The organism is Halorubrum sp. CGM4_25_10-8A, from assembly GCF_005435025.1.
Classification (GTDB): domain Archaea; phylum Halobacteriota; class Halobacteria; order Halobacteriales; family Haloferacaceae; genus Halorubrum; species Halorubrum ezzemoulense.
The window spans coordinates 34332-54353 of record NZ_SGTX01000008.1 but is presented as its reverse complement, the minus strand read 5'-3'; the positions used below and the strand labels follow the sequence as shown (position 1 = coordinate 54353).

General features: G+C 66.5%; 22 protein-coding genes and 3 tRNA genes. 14 read left to right on the top strand and 11 right to left on the bottom strand.

Translation table 11 applies throughout. The annotated features are described in order from the left end of the window. The 4 genes from EXE52_RS10090 to EXE52_RS10075 form a co-directional block, all read right to left on the bottom strand. Nucleotides 1-390 carry a 30S ribosomal protein S11 gene (locus EXE52_RS10090; RefSeq protein WP_004046448.1) on the bottom strand — a complete coding sequence of 130 codons (390 nt, stop codon included), beginning with the start codon at nucleotides 388-390 and terminating at the stop codon, nucleotides 1-3. A gap of 6 nt (nucleotides 391-396) precedes the next feature. Next, complete coding sequence (locus tag EXE52_RS10085; protein WP_006112313.1) at nucleotides 397-924, bottom strand: 30S ribosomal protein S4; 528 nt, start codon at nucleotides 922-924, stop codon at nucleotides 397-399. Continuing rightward, the gene (locus tag EXE52_RS10080) at nucleotides 921-1442 is read right to left on the bottom strand and encodes a 30S ribosomal protein S13 (RefSeq protein WP_049930734.1); all 522 of its coding nucleotides are present in this window, start codon (nucleotides 1440-1442) and stop codon (nucleotides 921-923) included. Before EXE52_RS10080 ends, EXE52_RS10085 begins: the two co-directional genes overlap by 4 nt. Nucleotides 1443-1497: 55 nt before the next feature. Continuing rightward, nucleotides 1498-1583: transfer RNA gene (locus EXE52_RS10075), tRNA-Ser, on the bottom strand. Nucleotides 1584-1843: 260 nt separating this feature from the next. On the opposite strand from EXE52_RS10075, the gene EXE52_RS10070 reads away from it, so the two are divergent. The 9 genes from EXE52_RS10070 to EXE52_RS10030 all read left to right on the top strand — a co-directional run bounded on the left by EXE52_RS10070 (nucleotide 1844) and on the right by EXE52_RS10030 (nucleotide 9752). Continuing rightward, complete coding sequence (locus EXE52_RS10070) at nucleotides 1844-2884, top strand: zinc-binding dehydrogenase (protein WP_086215735.1); 1041 nt, start codon at nucleotides 1844-1846, stop codon at nucleotides 2882-2884. Continuing rightward, the gene (locus tag EXE52_RS10065; protein ID WP_089308635.1) at nucleotides 2874-3254 is read left to right on the top strand and encodes a hypothetical protein; all 381 of its coding nucleotides are present in this window, start codon (nucleotides 2874-2876) and stop codon (nucleotides 3252-3254) included. The genes EXE52_RS10070 and EXE52_RS10065 overlap by 11 nt, the downstream gene beginning before the upstream one ends. A 108-nt stretch (nucleotides 3255-3362) precedes the next feature. Then, nucleotides 3363-3941 (top strand): (d)CMP kinase, encoded by a 579-nt coding sequence (gene cmk / locus EXE52_RS10060; RefSeq protein WP_049930728.1) that lies wholly within the window; start codon nucleotides 3363-3365, stop codon nucleotides 3939-3941. A 19-nt stretch (nucleotides 3942-3960) separates the two neighbouring features. Then, a complete protein-coding gene (locus EXE52_RS10055) occupies nucleotides 3961-4986 on the top strand; it encodes an RNA-guided pseudouridylation complex pseudouridine synthase subunit Cbf5 (RefSeq protein WP_089308636.1) in 1026 nt (341 codons plus the stop codon). A 23-nt stretch (nucleotides 4987-5009) separates the two neighbouring features. Beyond that, on the top strand, nucleotides 5010-6182 hold the full coding sequence (locus tag EXE52_RS10050; RefSeq protein ID WP_089308637.1) for a succinylglutamate desuccinylase/aspartoacylase family protein: 1173 nt from the start codon (nucleotides 5010-5012) through the stop codon (nucleotides 6180-6182). A 46-nt stretch (nucleotides 6183-6228) separates the two neighbouring features. Next, a tRNA-Pro gene (locus tag EXE52_RS10045) sits at nucleotides 6229-6299 on the top strand. Between the two features lie 144 nt (nucleotides 6300-6443). Beyond that, nucleotides 6444-7901 carry a lamin tail domain-containing protein gene (locus tag EXE52_RS10040; RefSeq protein WP_089308638.1) on the top strand — a complete coding sequence of 486 codons (1458 nt, stop codon included), beginning with the start codon at nucleotides 6444-6446 and terminating at the stop codon, nucleotides 7899-7901. Further along, nucleotides 7898-8194 carry a DUF3006 domain-containing protein gene (locus tag EXE52_RS10035; protein WP_049930723.1) on the top strand — a complete coding sequence of 99 codons (297 nt, stop codon included), beginning with the start codon at nucleotides 7898-7900 and terminating at the stop codon, nucleotides 8192-8194. Before EXE52_RS10040 ends, EXE52_RS10035 begins: the two co-directional genes overlap by 4 nt. Before the next feature lie 55 nt (nucleotides 8195-8249). Further along, nucleotides 8250-9752 carry a replication factor C large subunit gene (locus EXE52_RS10030; RefSeq protein WP_089308639.1) on the top strand — a complete coding sequence of 501 codons (1503 nt, stop codon included), beginning with the start codon at nucleotides 8250-8252 and terminating at the stop codon, nucleotides 9750-9752. A gap of 19 nt (nucleotides 9753-9771) precedes the next feature. Here EXE52_RS10030 and EXE52_RS10025 read toward each other — a convergent pair whose 3' ends face one another. Next, the gene (locus EXE52_RS10025; protein WP_089308640.1) at nucleotides 9772-10926 is read right to left on the bottom strand and encodes a HAMP domain-containing sensor histidine kinase; all 1155 of its coding nucleotides are present in this window, start codon (nucleotides 10924-10926) and stop codon (nucleotides 9772-9774) included. Between the two features lie 146 nt (nucleotides 10927-11072). Between EXE52_RS10025 and EXE52_RS10020 the strand changes: the two genes are divergently transcribed. Beyond that, complete coding sequence (locus tag EXE52_RS10020; RefSeq protein ID WP_089308641.1) at nucleotides 11073-12143, top strand: zinc-dependent alcohol dehydrogenase family protein; 1071 nt, start codon at nucleotides 11073-11075, stop codon at nucleotides 12141-12143. 7 nt (nucleotides 12144-12150) lie between these two features. Here EXE52_RS10020 and EXE52_RS10015 read toward each other — a convergent pair whose 3' ends face one another. From EXE52_RS10015 to EXE52_RS09995, 5 genes are all read right to left on the bottom strand, one after another. Further along, nucleotides 12151-12879, bottom strand: coding sequence for an amino acid ABC transporter ATP-binding protein (locus EXE52_RS10015; RefSeq protein ID WP_086215741.1), 729 nt, complete (start codon nucleotides 12877-12879; stop codon nucleotides 12151-12153). Next, nucleotides 12876-13712 (bottom strand): amino acid ABC transporter permease, encoded by an 837-nt coding sequence (locus EXE52_RS10010; RefSeq protein WP_049930713.1) that lies wholly within the window; start codon nucleotides 13710-13712, stop codon nucleotides 12876-12878. The genes EXE52_RS10015 and EXE52_RS10010 overlap by 4 nt, the downstream gene beginning before the upstream one ends. Nucleotides 13713-13791: 79 nt before the next feature. Continuing rightward, a complete protein-coding gene (locus EXE52_RS10005) occupies nucleotides 13792-14613 on the bottom strand; it encodes a basic amino acid ABC transporter substrate-binding protein (RefSeq protein ID WP_049930712.1) in 822 nt (273 codons plus the stop codon). A 139-nt stretch (nucleotides 14614-14752) separates the two neighbouring features. Continuing rightward, nucleotides 14753-15649, bottom strand: a complete 897-nt coding sequence (locus tag EXE52_RS10000; RefSeq protein ID WP_255510318.1) for a COX15/CtaA family protein — start codon at nucleotides 15647-15649, stop codon at nucleotides 14753-14755. 124 nt (nucleotides 15650-15773) lie between these two features. Beyond that, nucleotides 15774-16229 carry a DUF5814 domain-containing protein gene (locus EXE52_RS09995; RefSeq protein ID WP_089308643.1) on the bottom strand — a complete coding sequence of 152 codons (456 nt, stop codon included), beginning with the start codon at nucleotides 16227-16229 and terminating at the stop codon, nucleotides 15774-15776. A 141-nt stretch (nucleotides 16230-16370) separates the two neighbouring features. Between EXE52_RS09995 and EXE52_RS09990 the strand changes: the two genes are divergently transcribed. From EXE52_RS09990 to EXE52_RS09975, 4 genes are all read left to right on the top strand, one after another. Beyond that, nucleotides 16371-16443 (top strand) — tRNA-His (locus tag EXE52_RS09990). Between the two features lie 55 nt (nucleotides 16444-16498). Next, nucleotides 16499-17605, top strand: coding sequence for a site-specific integrase (locus EXE52_RS09985; RefSeq protein WP_089308644.1), 1107 nt, complete (start codon nucleotides 16499-16501; stop codon nucleotides 17603-17605). A gap of 2 nt (nucleotides 17606-17607) precedes the next feature. Next, nucleotides 17608-17865 (top strand): hypothetical protein, encoded by a 258-nt coding sequence (locus EXE52_RS09980; RefSeq protein ID WP_089308645.1) that lies wholly within the window; start codon nucleotides 17608-17610, stop codon nucleotides 17863-17865. Between the two features lie 274 nt (nucleotides 17866-18139). After that, entirely contained in the window at nucleotides 18140-18550 is a 411-nt protein-coding gene (locus EXE52_RS09975) for a hypothetical protein (RefSeq protein WP_137703720.1), read from the top strand. A gap of 74 nt (nucleotides 18551-18624) precedes the next feature. On the opposite strand, the gene EXE52_RS09970 is transcribed toward EXE52_RS09975, so the two are convergent. Then, complete coding sequence (locus EXE52_RS09970) at nucleotides 18625-19248, bottom strand: hypothetical protein (protein ID WP_137703719.1); 624 nt, start codon at nucleotides 19246-19248, stop codon at nucleotides 18625-18627. Nucleotides 19249-20022: the final 774 nt, after the last annotated feature.

The following is a 20022-nucleotide window of genomic DNA, read 5'->3' as shown; positions in this document are numbered from 1 at the left end:
TCAGACTCGCTTGTTCTTCGGCGCCTTCGTCCCGTCGTGCGGGATCGGCGTGACGTCCTCGATGCGCCCGATCTCGACGCCCGCCCGCGAGAGCGCGCGGATCGTCGCCTGCGCACCGGGACCGGTGGACTTGTTGAGGTTGCCGCCGGGACCGCGCACGCGAACGTGCACGCCCTCCAGACCGGCGTCCTTGACGCGCTCGGCGACGACCTCCGCCATCTGCATGGCGGCGTACGGCGACGCCTCGTCGCGGTTCTGCTTCACCACGGTGCCGCCGGACGACTTGGCGATCGTCTCGGCGCCCGTCTCGTCGGTGACCGTGATGAGCGTGTTGTTGAACGACGCGTACACGTGGGCGATGCCCCACTTTCCGTCCTCGGATTCACTCATGGTTGGTTACTCCTGTGACTCCGCGCGCTCGGGGTGGAGATCGTCCGCGAGCGGGCTCGTCTCGTCGAAGGCGATGGCGCCCTCGTCGTCGACGTCCACCTTCACCGACGGGCGCGTGACGCGGGCGCCGTTGACGGTGATGTGGCCGTGGACGATGAACTGGCGGGCCTGCTGGGTTGAGGAGGCGAAGCCCTGTCGGTAGACGACCGTCTGGAGGCGACGCTCCAGCAGGTCGGTCACGTCGAGCGACAGGACCGTCGAGATGTCGTCGTTGTCGCCGAGGATGCCGATCCGGCGGAGCCGCGTAACGAACTCCGCGCCGGCGTCCTGTGCGGCGTCGACGTCACCCTGCGCCTCGCCGAGCAGCCGTCGGGCCTCTCGGCGCATGTTGCGCAGTTCGGACTGGGCGCGCCAGAACTCCTCTTTGTTCTTCAGACCGTACCGCGAGAGGAGGTCGGACTCCTCGGCGATGCGCTCGCCCTGATACGGGTGGTTCGGCGTCTCGTAGCCCTTGGTGTTCTTTCCGGTGCTCATTCGTCGTCACCGCCCTCGTCGTCTTCCATCTCCTCGCGGATCTCCTCGACGTTGACCCCGATGGTCCCCTCCGAGCGACCCGTGGACTTGGTGCGCTGGCCGCGGACCTTCTGCCCGCGCTTGTGGCGCACGCCCTTGTACGATTCGATGATCTTCATCCGGTTGATGTCGTGGCGCCGCTTCTCGTTGACGTCCGTGCCGACGAGGTGCGTCGTCTCTCCGGTGAAGAAGTCGTTCTGTCGGTTCGTCATCCACGACGGGACGTGGTCTTCGAGGTTCTCGGCGATGTCGACCACCGCGTCGATATCCTCCTCGTCGAGGAGCCCGAACGTGGCGTTTCGGTCCACGTCGGCCTTCTCGGCGACCAGCCGCGCCGTGCGCGTGCCGATGCCGTCGAGTTCGGACAGGCTTCGCTCGACCGTCTTCGTCCCGTCGAGGTCCGCGCCCCCGATCCGAACGAAGTACTGGAGGTCTTCCTCCTCCTCCGGCGAGTCGTCCTGTGGTTCTTCCGTGCTCATGTGTTGGTTGTGGTGAGCCCTACCGGCGCGATCCGGCGGTACTCGTCCGTTCGAGCGTTGCGGCGGGGATTCGAACCCCGGAGGCAGTGACGCCACAGAGTTAGCAACCCTGCGCCTTGGGCCAGGCTTGGCTACCGCAACCCGCGTTGTATCATCGCCCTCTCGGACTCGGGGCCCGACGCCCCTACAGTTCGTGCGTTCGTATGCTCCCGCTTTCGGTACTTAAACATCACGAAACGGTCGGGTCGCTGTGGGCGACTCGCACGGTGGCTGCGAGCGTCGTCCCGCGGGCCGCGCCGGTTCGATGGTCGCGTCAGTCCGGTGGCCGCGCCGGTTCGATGGTCGCGTCGCTCGTTTCCGTGAGGCGTACTGTTTAGTGGGTCCCGCGGGAGGGTCCGAATATGAAGGCCGTTCAGTTCGCCGACCACGGCGACCGCGACGTGATCGAGTACGGCGAGTTCCCCGAGCCCGACCCCGACCGCGGCGAGGTGCTCGTCGACGTCAAGGCGGGGGCGTTGAACCACCTCGACGTCTGGACTCGCCGCGGAATGCCCGGCATCGACGTGGAGATGCCGCACATCCCGGGGAGCGACGCCGCGGGCGTCGTGGAGGCCGTCGGTGAGGGCGTGACGCGCTTCGAGCCTGGGGACCACGTCGCCGTGAGCGCCGGCGTCTCCTGCGGCAACTGTGAGTTCTGCCGGAACGGCGAGGAGTCGCTGTGCGTCTCCTTCCACATCATCGGCGAACACGTCCGCGGCGTCCACGCCGAGAAGGCGTCGGTCCCGGCCGAGAACCTCGTCCCGGTCCCCGACGGCGTCGACTGGGAGGTCGCCGGCTCCGCGTCGCTCGTGTTCCAGACCGCGTGGCGGATGCTCCAGACGCGCGCGGACATCGAGGCGGGCGAGAAGGTGCTCGTCTTGGGCGCCTCCGGCGGCGTCGGCCACGCCGCGGTCCAGATCGCCGACCACGCGGGCTGTGAGGTGTTCGCGACCGCCTCCACCGAGGAGAAGCTCGCGCACGCCGAGGACTGCGGCGCCGACCACGTCATCGACTACGAGGCGAACGACTTCGCGGACGAGATCGCGGCGCTCACCGGCAAACGAGGCGTCGACGTCGTCGTCGACCACGTCGGCGAGGCGACCTACCCGAACTCGCTGAAGTCGATGGCGAAGGGCGGCCGGCTCGTCACCTGCGGCGCGACCACCGGCCCGAACCCGGGCGCGGGGCTCAACCGAATCTTCTGGAACCAGCTCTCCGTCATCGGCTCGACGATGGCGACGCCGGGCGAGGTCGACGATGTCCTGGAACTGGTCTGGGACGGGACCTTCGAGCCCCGCGTCCGGGAGGTCCTCCCGATGAGCGAGGCTGCGCGCGCACACGAGATGATCGAGAACCGTGAGGGCTTTGGCAAAGTGGTGGTTAGACCCGACAGTGAGCTCTGAGACCGACGCGGCCGACGGCGACGCGGCCGATCGCGACGCGGCCGCGGGCGCCGACGGCACTACCGACGGCGGCTATGTCCACGCCCCGGAGGGCGAGAGCGGCGGCGCCGACGGTACGGGGCCGTCGGAGTCGGCCGGTCGGGAGCCGGCGGCCGACGGCTTCGGCCGCGAGGGGTGGGCGCTGACGGCGGCGCTTTTCGTCTGCGCTATCGTCATCCCCGGGATCATCTACGCGTATCCGTACGCGGCCGGGTGGTTCGGGCTCCCCTTTTTCTCCACGTACCTCGTGCTGCCGCTTGTCCCCGCGCTCCTGCTCGGCCTCGTCGCCGTCTGGTCGATGACGGCCGCGACGGCCGACCCCGAGGCGTGAGCGAGCCGGGTCGGTGACGGCGAGCGAGTCCTCGACACGGGCGCCGACGGGCGCGCGCTCCCGCAGCCGAACGACAACCGTTTTGAACGACACCCGCGCAGTGGTGATATGTTGATCACCGTCTCCGGCCCGCCTGGAAGCGGGAAGAGCACCAACGCCGTCCAGCTGGCGGACGCGCTCGGTCTCGGGCACGTCTCCGGCGGCGACATCTTCCGCGAGATGGCGGCCGAACGCGACATGACGCCGGTCGAGTTCAACGAGTTCGCCGAGGAGGACCCGCAGATCGACCGCGACCTCGACCGCCGGCTCCGCGAGATCGCCGTCGAGCGCGACGACGTGGTCCTCGAATCGCGGCTCGCCGGGTGGCTCGCGGCCGACCACGCCGACTTCCGGTTCTGGTTCGACGCGCCGCTGTCGGTCCGCGCGGAGCGGATCGCGGAGCGCGAGGCGAAGCCGACCGACCGCGCGCGAACGGAGACGGAGCGCCGCGAGGCCTCCGAGCGCAAGCGGTACCGGGAGTACTACAACATCGACATCGAAGACCTCTCGATCTACGACGCCGCGTACAACACCGCCCGCTGGGGGCCCGAGCGCTTCCTCGACGTCCTCGTCGCGACCGTCGAAGCGTACGACCCCGACGACGACGAGGGGAAAGCGCCCGTCGACGGCGTCGTGTACGACTTCTGAACCCGCGACTGACCTCCGCATGACAGATCCTTCCGACGCCGACCCCGACCCGCTCAGAGCGCCTCCCGGAGAGCGGTCGGTGCCGGAGCTGCTCCGGTTCGGCGTCGTCAACCTCGACAAGCCCGCCGGGCCCTCCTCGCACCAAGTGTCGGCGTGGGTGCGGGACGCCATAGACGAGACGCTCGCGACGCTCGACCCCGAGGGGCCGCCGACCCGCGGCGTCGCTCACTCGGGGACCCTCGATCCGAAGGTCACTGGCTGTCTCCCCACGCTGACCGGCGACGCGACGCGCATGGCGCAGGTGTTCCTCGAAGGGGCGAAGGAGTACGTCGCGGTGCTGGAGCTCCACGGGTCACCCCCGTCGGACTTCCGGGAAGTCGTCGCCGAGTTCGAGGGCGAGATCTACCAGAAGCCGCCGCGGAAGAGCGCCGTGAGCCGTCGGCTCCGCACGCGGACGGTCCACGAGTTGGACCTGCTGGAGGTCGCCGACCGCCGGGCGCTCCTCCGGATCCGCTGCGAGTCGGGGACGTACGTCCGGAAGCTGTGTCACGACATCGGACTCGCGACGGGGGGCGGCGCGCACATGGGACACCTCCGGCGCAGCGCCACGGACCCGTTCGACGACCGCGACCTCCGCACGCTTCAGGACCTCGTGGACGCGCTCGCGTGGGCCGGGGACGGCGACGACGCGCTCCTCCGCGAGGTGGTCCGCCCGGCGGAGGACGCCCTCGCCCACCTCCCCGCGGTGACGGTCGCCCGGTCGGCCGCCCGCAGCGTCGCGACCGGGGCTCCCGTGTACGCGCCCGGCGTGATCGACGTCGACGACGCGGCGATCCCGGCGGCGGTCCGCGACGACGCGTCGAACGATAGCGACGCGCCGACCGACACGGATGGCGACGCGCCGACTGACCGCGACACGGACCCGGACCCGCCGCTCGCCGCGTGCTTCACGCCGGACGGCACCGCGGTCTGCCTCGGGCGCGTCGTCGGCGACCCGGACGCCGAGAACGGGACGGTCGTCGCCTTGGAGCGCGTTCTTTTATAAATTCGCCGCCCCCAGATGCGGACATGGACGAGCCGGACGCAGACGGAGGCGGAGTGGTAGCCGTCGGGAGCGCGAGCGCCGAGCCCGGAACGCTTGACCGCGGGTGGCTCACGGTCGGGGACCTGCCGACCGGCGGCACGGAACGGCTCCCGGTCGCGGTCGCGAACGGTGCCGCCGACGGGCCGACGCTGTGGCTCACCGGCGGCGTCCACGGCGACGAGGCGACGGGCGTCGCGGTCGTCCAGGACGCGGTCGCGACCTTCGGCGACCGCCTCGCCGACCTCGCCGGCGTTGTCGTCGTCGTGCCCGTCGTCTCCCCGGCCGGCCTGCGCCGGAACGCGCGAGAGACGTACTACGCCGACGAGGACCCGAACCGGCACTTCCCGGACGCCGACGCGGAGTCGGCCCGCCCGCCGAAGCTCCAAGAGCGGATCGACGCCCGGCTGTACGCCGCGATCACCGGCGAGTCGTCGGTCGAGGGGAACGAGTTCTCAGTCGACGCGGTCGGCACCGACGCGACCGCGGACGCGCTGATCGACTGTCACACCGCGGGCGTCGGTAGCGAGCCGTTCGCCATCCGCGACCGCGTGCTGTACGGTGACCGACGGAATGAGGCCGAGGCGGCCGCGCTCTCTGAGGACCTCGGCCGACTCGTCGAGGCGTTCGGGCTTCCGGTGGTCCGGGAGTATCCCGCCGCAGAGTACGTCGAAGAGAACCTCCAGCGATCGACCGCGGGCGCCGTACTCAACGAGGCGGGGATCCCGGCGTTCACGGCGGAGCTCGGCGCCCACAGCGTCGTCGACGACGCGCTCCTCGACGCTGGCGTCGCGGGCGTCGTCGGCGTCGCGGTCGAACTCGGGCTCCTTGACGAAGTACCCGAGTCGGCTAGCGAGCCCGGGGTCGGCGTGGCCCCGGCCCCTGTCGAGTTTCCCGTGCGGCGCTTCCGCGGGCCGACGACCGATATCTCCGGACTCGTCCGGCACCGGGTGGCGGCCGGGGACGCGTTCGACGAGGGAGATGTCCTCGCGAGCGTGGTCGACGCCGCGGGCGCGGAGCGCGGGACGGTCGAGGCGGACCGCGATGGGTACGTCCTCGGTCGCGCCGAGGGGCTGGCCGTCTACGAGGGCGACGCGGTCGGGAGCCTCGCGGTGCGGGACGCGGGCGACCTCGTGGTCCCGCGGGACGGCGACGACTGAAGCGAAGTCCTTAATTACCGGACCGTCGTTTTTCAGCGTGTAGTCAGGGACCGTGGGGTAGTGGTATCCTATGCGGATGGGGTCCGTATGACCTGAGTTCGACTCTCAGCGGTCCCATACGGAATTCTACGCGGACCGTCCGGATGCGGCTAGCGCGACCGCTGTCGCTCTTCGCGGACGGTGCGACGCGATCCGGGACAGTACACGTGCGGGTCGGTAACGGATGCGTACCTCTTTGCCCGTGTAGAATATCAACGAAACATGAAACGAACGGGCGGTGCGTTCCGGATCCTCCTGCTCGCGGGGATCATCTTCCTCGCGGGCTGTGCCGGCGCGGTACCCGGCGATCAGGCGCCGACGGGACCGGACGCGGGCGACGAGACGGCGGCCGAGGCGGCGAACGGCACCGTCGAGGTCCACTTCATCAACGTCGGGCAGTCGGTCAGCACGCTCGTCGTCGGGCCGGAGGGAGCGACCATGCTCGTCGACACGGGTCACTACAACGACGACGGCGAGTACGTGCTGGAGTACCTCCGGCGGCACGACATCACGCGGATCGACCACCTCGTCACCTCGCACAACGACGCGGACCACATCGGCGGCAACGCGGCGATCATCGAGCACTACGAGACGGAGGCCGACGGGATCGGTGCCGTCTACGACCCCGGCATCGCCGCGAGCACGCAGACCTACGCCGAGTACCTCGACGCGGTCGAGGAGCACGACGTGACGCTGTACGAGACGCGCGAAGGCGACGCGATCTCGTTCGGCGCGGTCGGCGTCGACGTGCTCGGGCCGCCCGAGCCGTACCTCGAAGGCGAAGCGCGCAACGAGAACAGCGTCGTGCTCAGGCTCACCCACGGCGAGACGAGCTTCCTGCTGTCCGGCGACGCCGAAGACGATCAAGAAGCGTACCTGATCGACGCGTACGGGTCGGAACTGGAGTCGACCGTGCTGAAGGCCGGCCACCACGGCTCGTCGAGCTCGTCGAGCGGCCCGTTCCTCGACGCGGTGGGACCGCGGGCGGTCGTCGTGTCGAGCGCGTACGACTCCCAGTACGGTCACCCGACAGAGGAGGTCCTCCGGCGGTTCGCGGACCGGTCGCTCCCGACCTACTGGACCGCGACGCACGGGACCGTCGTCCTCGTGAGCGACGGGAACGGCGTCTCCGTGCGGACGCAGCGCGACGCGCCCACCGACCCGCTCGCGGTGCGCGACGGCGAGCCGATCGAACCCGGGGCAGGCGGCGAGGTCGTCGAACGCGCTCGGCTCGGCGGCGACCCGGTCGACGGCGGTTCCGGAGGCGGAGGCGACGACGACAGCGACGCCGACGACGACGGCGGCGACACTGACGGAGGGGACGAGACGGCGTCGACCGATCCGGCCGCAGCCTTGGAAGTCGCGGCGATCAACGCGGACGCCGAGGGCGACGACGGCGAGAACCTGAACGACGAGTACGTGGTCTTCGAGAACGCGGGCGACGAGCCGATCGACCTGTCCGGGTGGACGGTCGCGGACGAGGCGGCGCACAGCTACGCGTTCCCGGAGGGATACACGCTCGACGCGGGCGCGACGGTGACGCTCCGGACGGGGAGCGGCGCAGACACCGACGCCGAGCTGTACTGGGGGGCGGGGTCGCCGGTCTGGAACAACGCCGGCGACACGGTGATACTCTCGAACGCCGCCGGGGAACGCGTGCTTGCGGTGAGCTACGAATGACCGGTATCGATCTCCCCGACGGCGAGTACACCGCGGTCGTGGACGGCGTCGAGGACGGGCTCGCGACCGTGTTCTTCGAGCGCGACGGCGACGAGGTGGGGGACGCGGTGCTGGACGCCTCGCGGCTTCCGCCGGACGGAGGGCACGCCGACGCGGTCCTGTCGGTGACGCTCGACGGCGGGCGTATCGAGGCCGCCTCGTACGAGCCCGAGGAGACGGAGCGCCGCGCCGAGGCGGCGCAGGACCGGTTCGATCGGCTCTCGGAGCGACCGCCGTCCGACGAGGGGGCGTAAGGGCGGCGCCGGTCGCTCCGCAACCACTAAACGCGGCTCGCTCCTTGCTTCGGTAATGGCCGACTGGACGGAGAAGTACCGCCCGAGCACGCTCTCGGAGGTGCGCGGCAACGACAAGGCCCGCGACGCGTTCGCGGAGTGGGCCCGCTCGTGGGACGACCATCACGAGGCGGTCGTCCTCCACGGCAGCCCCGGCGTCGGGAAGACGAGCGCGGCGCACGCGCTCGCGAATGACATGGGGTGGGAGACGGTGGAGCTGAACGCCTCCGACCAGCGCACCGCCGACGTCATCGAGCGGTTCGCGGGCCGGGCCGCGCGGAACGCCACCCTCAGCGGGAGCGCGGCCGGCGGCGGCGCGGCCGGCGGCGACACCGCCTCGCGACAGCTCGTCATCGTCGACGAGGCGGACAACATCCACGGCAACTACGACCGCGGCGGCGCCTCGGCGATCACGACGCTGGTCAAGGAGTCCGGCCAGCCCATCGTGCTCATCGCCAACGACTACTACGACATGTCGCGGGGGCTCCGGAACGCGACCCAGGAGATCGAGTTCCGCGACGTCTCCGCGCGCTCCATCGTCCCCGTCCTCCGCGACGTCTGCCGCAAGGAGGGAATCGAGTTCGACTCCGACGCCCTCCAGCGGATCGCGGAGGGGAACCGCGGCGACCTCCGAGGCGCGGTCAACGACCTCCAAGCCGCGACGCAGGGGCGCGACTCGATCGCGGTCGAGGACGTGGTCACCGGCGACCGCGACAAGGCGCTGGGGCTGTTCCCGTTCCTCGACGCCGTGTTGAAAGAGGAGTCCGCCGAGGAGGCGCTCCGGTCGGCGTACGCCGTCGACGAGACCCCGGACGACCTGACGGCGTGGATCGAGAACAACGTCCTCGACGTGTACGAGCCGGCGGCGGCGGTTCGCGCGTACGACTTCCTCGCGAACGCCGACGTGTGGCTCGGCCGCGTCCGCGCCACGCAGAACTACTCCTACTGGCGGTACGCGACCGACAACGCGGCGGCGGGCGTCGCGTCCGCCCGCGACGGCGAGAAGGGGGGCTGGACCCGGTACGGCCGCCCGCAGTTCTGGTCGTCGTCGGACGCGACCGCCGACGAGGTCGTCGGCAAGATTGCGGCCGCGAGCGGCTGTAGCGTCGCGACCGCCAGACGCGAGGTGCTCCCGTTCCTCGAGACCGTCACGCACCACTGTAAGCCCCGCGACCTGACCGTCGCGATGGCGGCCGCATACGACCTCGACGAGGCGGGCGTCGCCTTCGTTACCGGCTCCGGCGAGTCGACGAACAAGGTCGCGTCGATCGTCGAGGACGCGCAGGCCCGCCGCGAGGAACTGATCGAGGAGCACGCGGACGGCGCCTTCGCGCACGCCGCGGCCGACCGTCGAGACGACGAGAGCGACTCGGGCGCGGCCGACGACCCGGACCGCGACGGCTCCGAGGCGACCGCCGACGGGAGCGACCAGCGCGACTCGGCGGACGGCGCGGCCGCTGACGAAGCGGCCGACGAGGAGGAAGACGACGATCAGGCCGGGCTGACCGACTTCATGTGAGCCGGTCTCGGTGGGTAGTTCACCGGTTCCCGCTGCCGCTGAGGGGGGACGAACTCGGCCCCGAACCGCCGTCGCTCACGCCCGCAGGCTCGATCGCATCCACGCGGCAGAACTCGAACCGCGCGCCGCCCTCCCGGCCCTCCGTCACCGAGACGGTCCACCCGTGCGCCTCGGCGATTCGCTCGACGATGGCGAGCCCGAAGCCCGTCCCGTCCTTCGCGGTGGTGTGTCCAGCATCGAAGACGGCGTCTCGCTGGTCGGGGTCGATCCCGGGCCCGTCGTCAGCGACGTAGAACCCCTCGCGCGTCCGCCCGACCCGGACGCGGACCGCGGCCTCGTCGGGGTCCGAGGGAGTGCCGTCAGCCTGCGACCCCGCTCCCGAGGCGAACGTCCTCGGCGCGCCGCGCTCGTCTGGGTCCGACTCGTCGCCGCCGGTGCCGGCCGAGCCGGGTCCGTCCGGGGTCCCGTGTTCGATCGCGTTGCGGAAGAGGTTCTCGAGCGCCTGTCGGAGTCGGTCCGCGTCCGACCGGATCGTCGGGAGCGGTGCGTCGACGACGAGCGCGGCGTCGGCCGGTCGGCCCGTCGTCCGCCACGCGCTCTCGACGACCGACCGCAGGTCGGTCGGCTCGGTCGCCTGAACCGTTTTCCCCTCGCGCGCCAGCGTCAGGACGTCGCCGATGAGGTGGTCCATGCGGTCGAGGGCGTCGAGGGCGCGGTCCAGCTGCTCCGTCGACGCGTCGCCGTCGAGGTCGTCGGCCAGTTCGATGTTTCCGACCGCGACGGAGAGGGGGTTCCGGAGGTCGTGGCTCACGACGCTCGCGAACTCCTCCAGCCGCTCGCGCTGTCGTTCCAGCCGTTTGCGGCGCTCGACGCGCTCGTCGGCGGGGAAGAGGTACCCCGCCACGTCGCCGCGTTCGGTCGCCCGGCCACGCTCGTGGACCCACTGCGGCTCACTGTCGGACGCGACGCGGTACACCACGTCGACGGGGTCGGTCTCGAGCGCCTCCCGGAGACGGTCGCGGTCCTCGTCGGCCACGCAGTCGAGCCAACCGCCGTCCGGCCGCTCCGGGGCGTGGACCCGCGGATCGTCTCCCGCCTCGATCACGAACCGAGAGGGGTCCCCCTCGGGTCGGCGGTAGGCGATCCCGGGCCGTCGCTTCATCGGTCGTGACACGTGTCAACCAGATTACTCGGTCCACATAAACATTACTCAACTATCACTTGTCATACACTGAGATCAAGTCAAAATAACACGAAAAAATCGATCGCGGAAGCGGAACCGCCGAGAGACCTTTGTCGCGTCCGCCGATTGATCGCCGTATGCGCGCTGCGATCCTTCGAGACCACGGGGAGCCGCTCGCGGTTCGCGAGCTTCCCGACCCCGAACCGGAGCCCGACGGCGCCGTCGTCCGCGTGGAGGCCTGCGGCGTCTGCCGCAGCGACTGGCACGCGTGGGCCGGTCACGGGGAGTGGGCGGACGACCGCGTCCCGCGCGGCCAAGTGCTCGGCCACGAGCCGGCCGGCGAGGTCGTCGCGGTCGGCGACGAGGTCGACCGGTTCCGCCCGGGCGACCGCGTGGTCGTCCCCTTCTCGCTCGGCGACGGGACGTGCCCCCACTGCCGCCGCGGGGCCGGCAACGTCTGCGAGGACGGCCGCGCGCTGGGGTTCGAGGCCGCCGCCCCGGGCGCGTTCGCGGAGCGAGTGGCGGTGCCGGCCGCCGACTACAACCTCGTCGGGCGCCCCGCCTGGCTCGGCGCGACCGCGGCCGCGGCGCTCGGCTGTCGGTACATGACGGCGTACCACGCGCTCGCCGAGCGCGCGAACGTCAGCGGCGGCGACGCGGTCGCCGTCCACGGCTGCGGGGGCGTCGGCCTCTCCGCGGTCCAGATCGCCGCGGCGCTCGGCGCGCGCGTGATCGCGGTCGACATCGACGACGCGGCCCTCTCGCTCGCTCGCGAGCTCGGCGCCGACGAGAGCGTGAGTCTGGGGTCGTTGCCGGAGGAAAGTTCGGTCCCCGAGCAAATCCGCGACCTCACCGACGGCGGCGCCGACATCTCGCTCGACGCTCTGGGGATCGCCGAGACCTGTCGGAACTCCGTCCGGTCGCTGCGTCCCCGAGGCACCCACGTCCAAGTCGGGCTCACGACGGACGCCGAACGCGGCGAGGTGTCGCTCCCGACCGACTGGATGACCCGGTGGGAGATCTCGTTCCTCGGCTCGCGCGGGATGCCGCCGACGAGCTACCCGGACCTGTTCGCGCTGATCGAGTCGACGGGGATCGACCCCGGCGCCCTGGTCGCTCGCGAACTGTCACTGCCGGAGGTGTCGGGCCGGCTCGCGGCGATGGACGAGTACGAGGTGGCGGGCGTGGAGGTCGTTACCGAGTTCTGAGCGCGGCCTACAGCAGTCGCGAGAGGAACTGTTGCCCGCGGTCCGTCGACGGCTCGTCGAAGAAGGACCGCGTCTCGGTCCGCTCAACGACTCGGCCGTCGGCCATCAAGACGATCCGGTCGCCGACCTCGCGGGCGAAGCCCATCTCGTGGGTGACGAGGACCATCGTCATCCCGTCGGCCGCGAGCCCCTCGATCACGTCGAGCACCTCGCCGACGAGCTCGGGGTCCAACGCGCTCGTCACCTCGTCGAACAGCATCACCCGCGGCTCCATCGCGAGCGCGCGGGCGATGGCGACGCGCTGCTGCTGGCCGCCCGAGAGCGCGCCCGGGTGCGACTCGGCCTGATCGGCGAGCCCGACCCGGTCGAGGAGGTCGGACGCGGCCCGCTTCGCCTCGCCCTCCGGCTCGCCTTTCACCTTCTCCGGGGCGAGCGCGACGTTCTCCAGCGCGGTTTTGTGCGGGAAGAGGTTGAACGACTGGAACACCATCCCGATCTGCTGTCGGATCTCGTTGACGTCCGTCTCGATCACGGACCGGCCGTCGAGCCGGATGTCGCCGCCCTGAATCTCCTCTAGCCGGTTCGCACACCGGAGCAGCGTCGACTTCCCGGACCCGGACGGTCCGATGACGACGACGACCTCTCCCTCGTCGACGTCGACGTCGACGTCGTACAGCACCTGCGTGTCGCCGAACGACTTGTCGACGCCGTCAAACTCGACGAGCGGACCGGTCACGCCTCCTCACCCCCGTCGTCGTCGCCGGAGCCGAGCCCCGACAGCCGACCGAACATCCGGCTGTCGGACCCCCAGTCCGACCGGCGCTCCAGTCCGTTGACGAGCTGGCTCATCGACATCGTGATCGCGAGGTAGAGCACGCACACCCACACGAGCGGGGTCCACGGGTCCAGTTGGTTGCTGTTGATGTTTCGGAACACGCTCATGATCTCCGGGACGGCGATGACGGTCAGCAGCGAGGTGTCCTTCACGAGGATGATCTGGTCGTTGCCGATGGCCGCGAGCGCGTTGCGCCACGCCTGCGGGAGGACGACCTGCCGCAGCGCCATCACGCGGGACATCCCGAGCGACCGGGCCGCCTCCATCTGGCCGTTGGGGACGGCGTCGATCCCGCCGCGGATCGCCTCGCCGACGTACGCCCCGTGGTTCAGCGTGAGCCCGATGATCGCGGCCGGGATCGCCCAGTCCGTGAAGGGGAACTCGCCGGTCGCCCAGAGCCGCGGCACGCCGAAGTAGATGACGAACAGCTGGAACAGCAGGGGCGTGCCGCGGAAGAACTCGACGTACCCCTTCGCGATCCGTCCGGTGACGTTCGACGTCGAGATCCGGCCGAGCCCCACGAGGACGCCGAGCGACACGGAGAGGAGACTCGAGATCACGACGATCTGGATGACGAGGAAGAACGCCTCCGCGAACCGCCGCGCGATGAGCGGCGAGGCGAGCAGGCTGTAGTCGACCTGCGTCGAAAGGATCCAGGCCAACAGTCCCCCGATGGCCAGCACGAACCCCCCGGCGGCCACCTCGCCGACCCGCTTCACCAGCCGGTCGCGCATCAGTACGCCGCCGCCGCTCGACTCCGATTCTGTCTGTGTTGCCATGTGATATCAGGTAGAGACGGCGAGGTCCGGAGACTCAGCCGTCGAAGTACTCGTTGTAGATCTCCTCGTACGTCCCGTTCTCGCGGATCGTCGCGAGGGCCCCGTTGACCTCCTCTCGGAAGTCGTCGTCGTCCTGCCGGAACGCGATCCCGTACTCCTCGATCGTCAGCGTGAGGTACGGCGGCGCGTCGTCGCGGTCGGCCGCGACCCCGTCTCCCTCGAGGAAGACGACCTCCTCGTTCTCCGCGGCGAACGAGGCGCTCACGGTGTTGTCGTTGATGACCGCGTCCACCTGATTGTTGAGCAGCGCGTCGAACGCGCCGTTGATCTGGTCGTAGCTCTCGATCTGGAGGTCGCCGCCGAACTCCTCTTGGAGGTCCTCGGCGGCGGCCTCGCCGGTCGTCCCGCGCTGGACGCCGACGGACGTGCCCTGGAGGTCCTCGCGGGAGCCGATGTCGCTGCCCTCCAAGAGGAGGACGGTCTGGTACGCGGTGAAGTACGGGTCCGAGAAGTCGACCCGCTCGGCGCGCGACTCGTTGATCGTCATCGCGCTCATGATGACGCGGAAGTTCGCGTTGTTCAGCGACGCGATGATCCCGTCGAAGGAGGTCTCCTGGAACTCGTAGTCCATGTCGAGCTGCTCGCCGAACACGGCCTCGGCGATCTCGACGTCGAATCCGATGAGGTCGCCCGCCTCGTTGCGGTACTCGAAGGGCGCGTATGGGATGTCGGAGCCGATGGTGATCGTCTCACCGCCCCCGCCGCCGCCGCCGATACAGCCGGCGGTGGCCGCCAGTCCGCTCGCGCCGACCGCGGTCAGGTACTGTCGCCGGTTCACAGAACGGTTTTCGTCCATACACCGTTTCTCGGTTGATCACGATTTCAACGTTTCGGCCGCGAGATAGCAATATTTGCCGAACTGCGGGGGTTCGACAGGGTCGTTCAGGAGAGACGCCGCTCCGTTCGGGGCCGCGACCCGACGGCGAGCGGCCCGATCAGTCGCCGCCGATCGGGACGCTCCCGTCGCGCATCTCGTCGGCGCCGCGGAGGGTCCACGCCGCGCCCGCGGCGAGCGCGACGGCGACGGCCAAGACGGCGAGGTTGATCTGCTGCCACGTCGCGGTGTACAACACGAGGTCCCGGCCGAGCAGCAGCGTGCCCACGAGCGCGGCCAACGACCCGGCCGCCAACGCGCGAACGGTGTTGGCCGTCCCGGCGTCGAGCCCGTCGTACCCGCCCCGGACCGCCTCCGTCGCGTACGCGACGGCCGCGACGAGCCCGAGGTGTCCGGCGAGTCCGGTGATGTAGAAGGCGGCCTGCGCGGGCGGCGCGTATGTGAGGAACGGGACTGCCCGCGAGAAGACCGCGCTGGCGACGATACCGGCGACGGCGATTCCCGCGGCCGCCCGGAGCAGTCGCGCGTTCCCGCGCCCGCCGCCCCAGATCGTCGCCAGCCCGAGCAGCGTGAAGATGATCAGCGCCACGGACAGGTGCGCCGCGTGCGTGGACACCGTGTACCCGCCCGGGATGAGCCCGCTGAGGGTGACGGTGATCGCGCCGACGGTGATCTGGAGCGGTAAGATAGCGACCGCCAGCGTCGCCGCCAGCTTGGTCCGGCGCTCGAACCCGGACCCGAGCCACGTCCACCCGGCGACGCCGACGATGAGGAAGCCGGTGACCATCGCCCACGCCCGGTGGAACCACTCGATGAAGTCGGGGTTGATCGTGAGCGCCGGGATGAGCTGGTCGGAACACAGCGGCCACTGGGCCTGACACGCCAGCCCGGAGCCGGTCGCCGCGGTGTAGACGCCGAGCGAGAAGAGGACGAGCGTCATCCCCGTCGTCGCCGCCGCGTATCGCCTGAACGTTAGCCACGCGGGCCGAAGACTCATTAGCCGATTTCGGGCGCGCGCGCACTTAGACCGTTCGGCCGCTCCTCGCGATCGAGAAGGGCGCACGGGTCGACAGGCGGCGACGGACGGTCGAGGCGGTCGAGCGTCCCCCGGTACGCGACCGCTACCCGGACAGCTCTCGCTTCGCCCGCCGCGCCCGCTCGGACATCTCTTCGTCGCCGTCGACGTCCGCGAGCGTCTCGATCGCCTCCAGCTTCCGGACGGAGTCGTCGAGGAACGAGAGCACGTCGCCGGTGTACGCGTACACCATGTAATCGTCGGCCATCACGTCGACGATGGCCTGCGGGCCGAGCCCCTCGGCGCGCAGTTCGAGGACATAGCGCATGAACTTCTCCTCGGGGCAGCCGCAGTACGGGTTCGAATCGCAGTCGCAGTCGAGGAAGTCCTCGGCGAAGTCGAGGACGCGGTCGCGGGTCGTTTCGTCGAGCTTCGAGAGGCCGTCGCCGGTGAACAGCAGGTCGAGGGTGGCGCCGGCGAACGCCCCCTTCGGGATGTTCGCCTCCAGCTGGGAGGCGAGCTGCCGGTGGTTCTTCACGTAGATCTTGTCGGTAAAGGCCACAGTTAGCGATTTGTACGCCCGCAGCCCTCAAAAGCGACGCGGTGATCGAGAGACCGTCGGCGGTTCGAACGACATCGCGTCACACGCCCGTCCGGGAGTCGTAACCGTTATTTATCGAAGCGGGGTACTAGACGACGCGTGTCCGGGTTAGGGTAGTGGACTATCCTTCAGCCTTGTGGAGGCTGAGACGCGGGTTCGATTCTCGCACCCGGACCTACACGGCGGAGCCGTGTGGCGTTTTCACCGGTTCTCAACACAACGAGGACCATATGTCTCAAGTCAAAAAGGCGGGTATCCGGGTGGTCCCAAAACCGTCCGAAGAGTACCTGTCACAGCGTCAGTTGACCGACTACCGAGAACACCGAGAACGCCTCATCGGCTGGATGGTAAACATCGGGAAGGATCCCGACCACGGAGACGGATATGCCTACGATACTGCGAACGGACGAGCATATCGTCTCGACGCCTTCTACCGGTTCGTATGGGACGAAGAAGACCGCTATACTACCGAGATCACACACGATCACGCAGACGCCTACATGAGGAAGCTTGCCTACGGAGAGACCTCACAGGAGAACAAGGCAAGCCACCTGAAGGCAGTCAAAATGCTGTTCCGCTGGCGCGCACACACGCTTGACGGGGAGGAGTGGGAACCAGAAATCACGTTCACCACGAACACCGGGAATACCAACCCCAAGGACTTCCTCACCCGCGAAGAGCGTAGTGCCGTCAGAGAGGCCGTGCTGGAACACGGGAGCGTTCCGAGCTACAACAACCTCACACCCGAACAGCGCGACCGATGGAAGATACACCTCGCACAGCGCTTTGAGAAGCCTAAGAGAGATGTAGGCCCCGACGAATTCAAACAGGCCAACTCGTGGAAGATACCGAGCTTGTTCTGGACCGCACTTGATACCGGCTTACGCCCGGTAGAAGTCAAGCGGGCGAAAGTCGATTGGGTAGACGTTAGGAACTCTCTCTTACGGATTCCCAAAGAGGACTCTTCCAAGAACACCGACAATTGGACCGTCTCCCTCACGGATCGTACCGCGAACGCACTCGATAGATGGCTCACCGAGAGACAGCAGTACGACAAGTATCTGGATTCGGATTCTCTGTGGCTCAATCGGTCGGGGAATCCGTACCAGTACTACTCTCTGAACCGTCTGTTTCGACAGATCTGCGAGACTGCGTGTATTCCCTCTGAGGGACGCACGTTCTATTCGATCCGCCACTCGACGGCGACCTACATGGCCCGAGAGGAAGACTTGGGAGCGGCACAGGCTCAACTAAGGCACAAGAGCGCACAGACAACTATGCGATACGATCAGGCACCGGTAGAAGATCGACGGGACGCGCTGAACCGGATGGGATAACGATGACAGAGATCAATATTGACACCGAAGAGATCGAGGCACTCACCGAAGAATACGTTTCCTGTGGGACTCCCAAGCGGCGTCGGGAGATAGAGATAGAGCTACTGGAAGTGACCCTTTGGAAGGCACTTGAACGGGAGAACGGCCGCGCATTTGCGGAGTTCTCCAAGGAAGAAATGGAACTCATCTCTGACGCTATAGAGGGAGATGATCCCGACGTGAGTAGACTGGTTCGAAGGCCGTTCTTAGACAACCTATAAATAACCATAAGTAATATCCCAATCGGCCCAATTTTATTGGGAGAACAAGAGTTGGTGAGGCTACCTCAACACCGAGGATACGTCAAGCGGGTCTTCCGAGAGTACCGAGAGTGATGGGTCGTCCAGCACCTCCGGCTCTTCTGACGGCCCCGTGGCGGAGTTCTACGAGACGTGTAAGGAGCTGTCCATCGACACGGAGTCAGTCGTGGCTGAACAGCTCAAGGACACAAGCGACAAAAATATTATGAGGGAACCGACAACAAATTGATATTGTATGGATCCGGATTTCCCCGCTTCGGTGCCAGTTTGTAATGACATGGATGAAAAGAATGAGCAATACCAGAGAGCGAAAAATGAACAGAGACCCTTCCTCGCCGTGGTTGATGACGATGATCTTCCCGGTTGGCAAGCAATCTACGTAATGGATACTACTGGTGAAGATCGACGAAACTGGTACTATCTTACCGAAGAGGGTGTGGAAATTGCCGAAGAGCGGCGGAGTACTGCTGAGACACATCTCCAACACGATTCTTGGGTATCTACTTGTTCTAAAACTCGTGGAGAATTACACGGACTTTCAAAAGGTGACGCCGAATACCTCGCAGATCGTTTCGCAGAGATTGTTTGGAATACAGAGTATTGGAAAGAGGTAACCCCACGTGAAATATTCCAAGGTGAATATTAAAACAGTCTTTATTTGAAATACTTCGATTTGGCGAATATCTACAATTATGTCTCAATCAATTTGACAAAGCAAGATTAGTTCTTGTGCCAAGTCAGATCGGGAGGGAGCTTGTCAGCCATTCTACCCATGACCTCAGCAATCTTCTCTTCATCAAGACCGATTTTTTCGACTAATTCGACAAAGCGCTCGTCATTATTTTCCGCCGACTGAGTGGGGTGGTAGAATTTTCGAGAACCTTCAGAAATAGAATTAGGACCCATGGGGGACCATGTTGAACCTTCAGGCGTTCTACGCGCGTATGTGCCGTATCGACCGATAAAAACACAGAGACAGAACGAGGTGTACTCATCTTCACAACCCATATCTCTCAGAGGCTGAGTGTTTCTTAGATTTCTACCAGTAGATTTCTGATAGTGTGTGAAGCCTAATTGAGACGCAATAGCGTCGAACCGGTTTTTTCGATCCATCATCTGTTTTAGTGATTCATCATCACCTCGCTTTCGACGATCTCCACGGCCCGCGTCAAGCCATTTGAGATCAGCATACTCATCTTGTCTCTTGTGGTAGTTTCTATTGGTGAGAAGGCCCTCTTTAGCCCAAGATGTACTCGGTTCTGTACACTCGTTTGGGTGAAACATAGTTTCGTTCGATGTATCAAGCGAGGTGATCGGCTCGGGTTTGTTTTCGTCGAATGGCATATTGAGACGGGGAGATAGACTGAGTCGAGACTGTTCGCTCTCATGGCTGTAATTTGGAGCAGTACTCCATTAAGCTCCGATCTGACCGTAGGGTTGGTCTTTAAAAACATGTGTTCGCGAGAAGGCCCCCGTTCCAACTATTCTGACTGATCGCGGGGATCCTAATAACGAGAATCCAGCTACCGCAAATTTGATCGGAAGCCCGTTCTCGCGATTAGGTGTCCCGCAACGCATTCTGGTAAGTAGCTACGCCTAATCGGAAACAGCTGATCAGAGACAACCAATTAGAATGAACGCGTCGCTCGACTCGTTCCCTCTTTTACAGACGCGGTCTGTAGGTTTAACCATAGCGGTTTGCCTTTTAAAGAGAAATTATGCTGGTTCGCGTTTTTGACTGAACCTTCCACCCTAAGTAATACACAACGGTATATATAGGGGGGTGGGCCTTTATAAGTGGAATCTCTGAATATCTACATTAGCTCCGCAATCCCACACACGTTCTTGTATAGATCCGGCTATTTTGTAGAAATCGGCTCTCAAAGTTATTCTCGTGCGCGCTTGGGAGACAGTCGTTCTCGCGAATAGATTCGTCGATTAGAGTCCCTTGTAGCTCGTCAAAATCGGGAAAATTTCTGAGCGGGTTACCTCCGTCAGATGATGGATTAGAAGATATTCAAGTCATAACCACCTGTTTGTGAACTAAAATACGATATAATTATTTCGCATGTCCTTACCAATCTTTGATACTATATCTCCATCTACGGAGACTCTGGC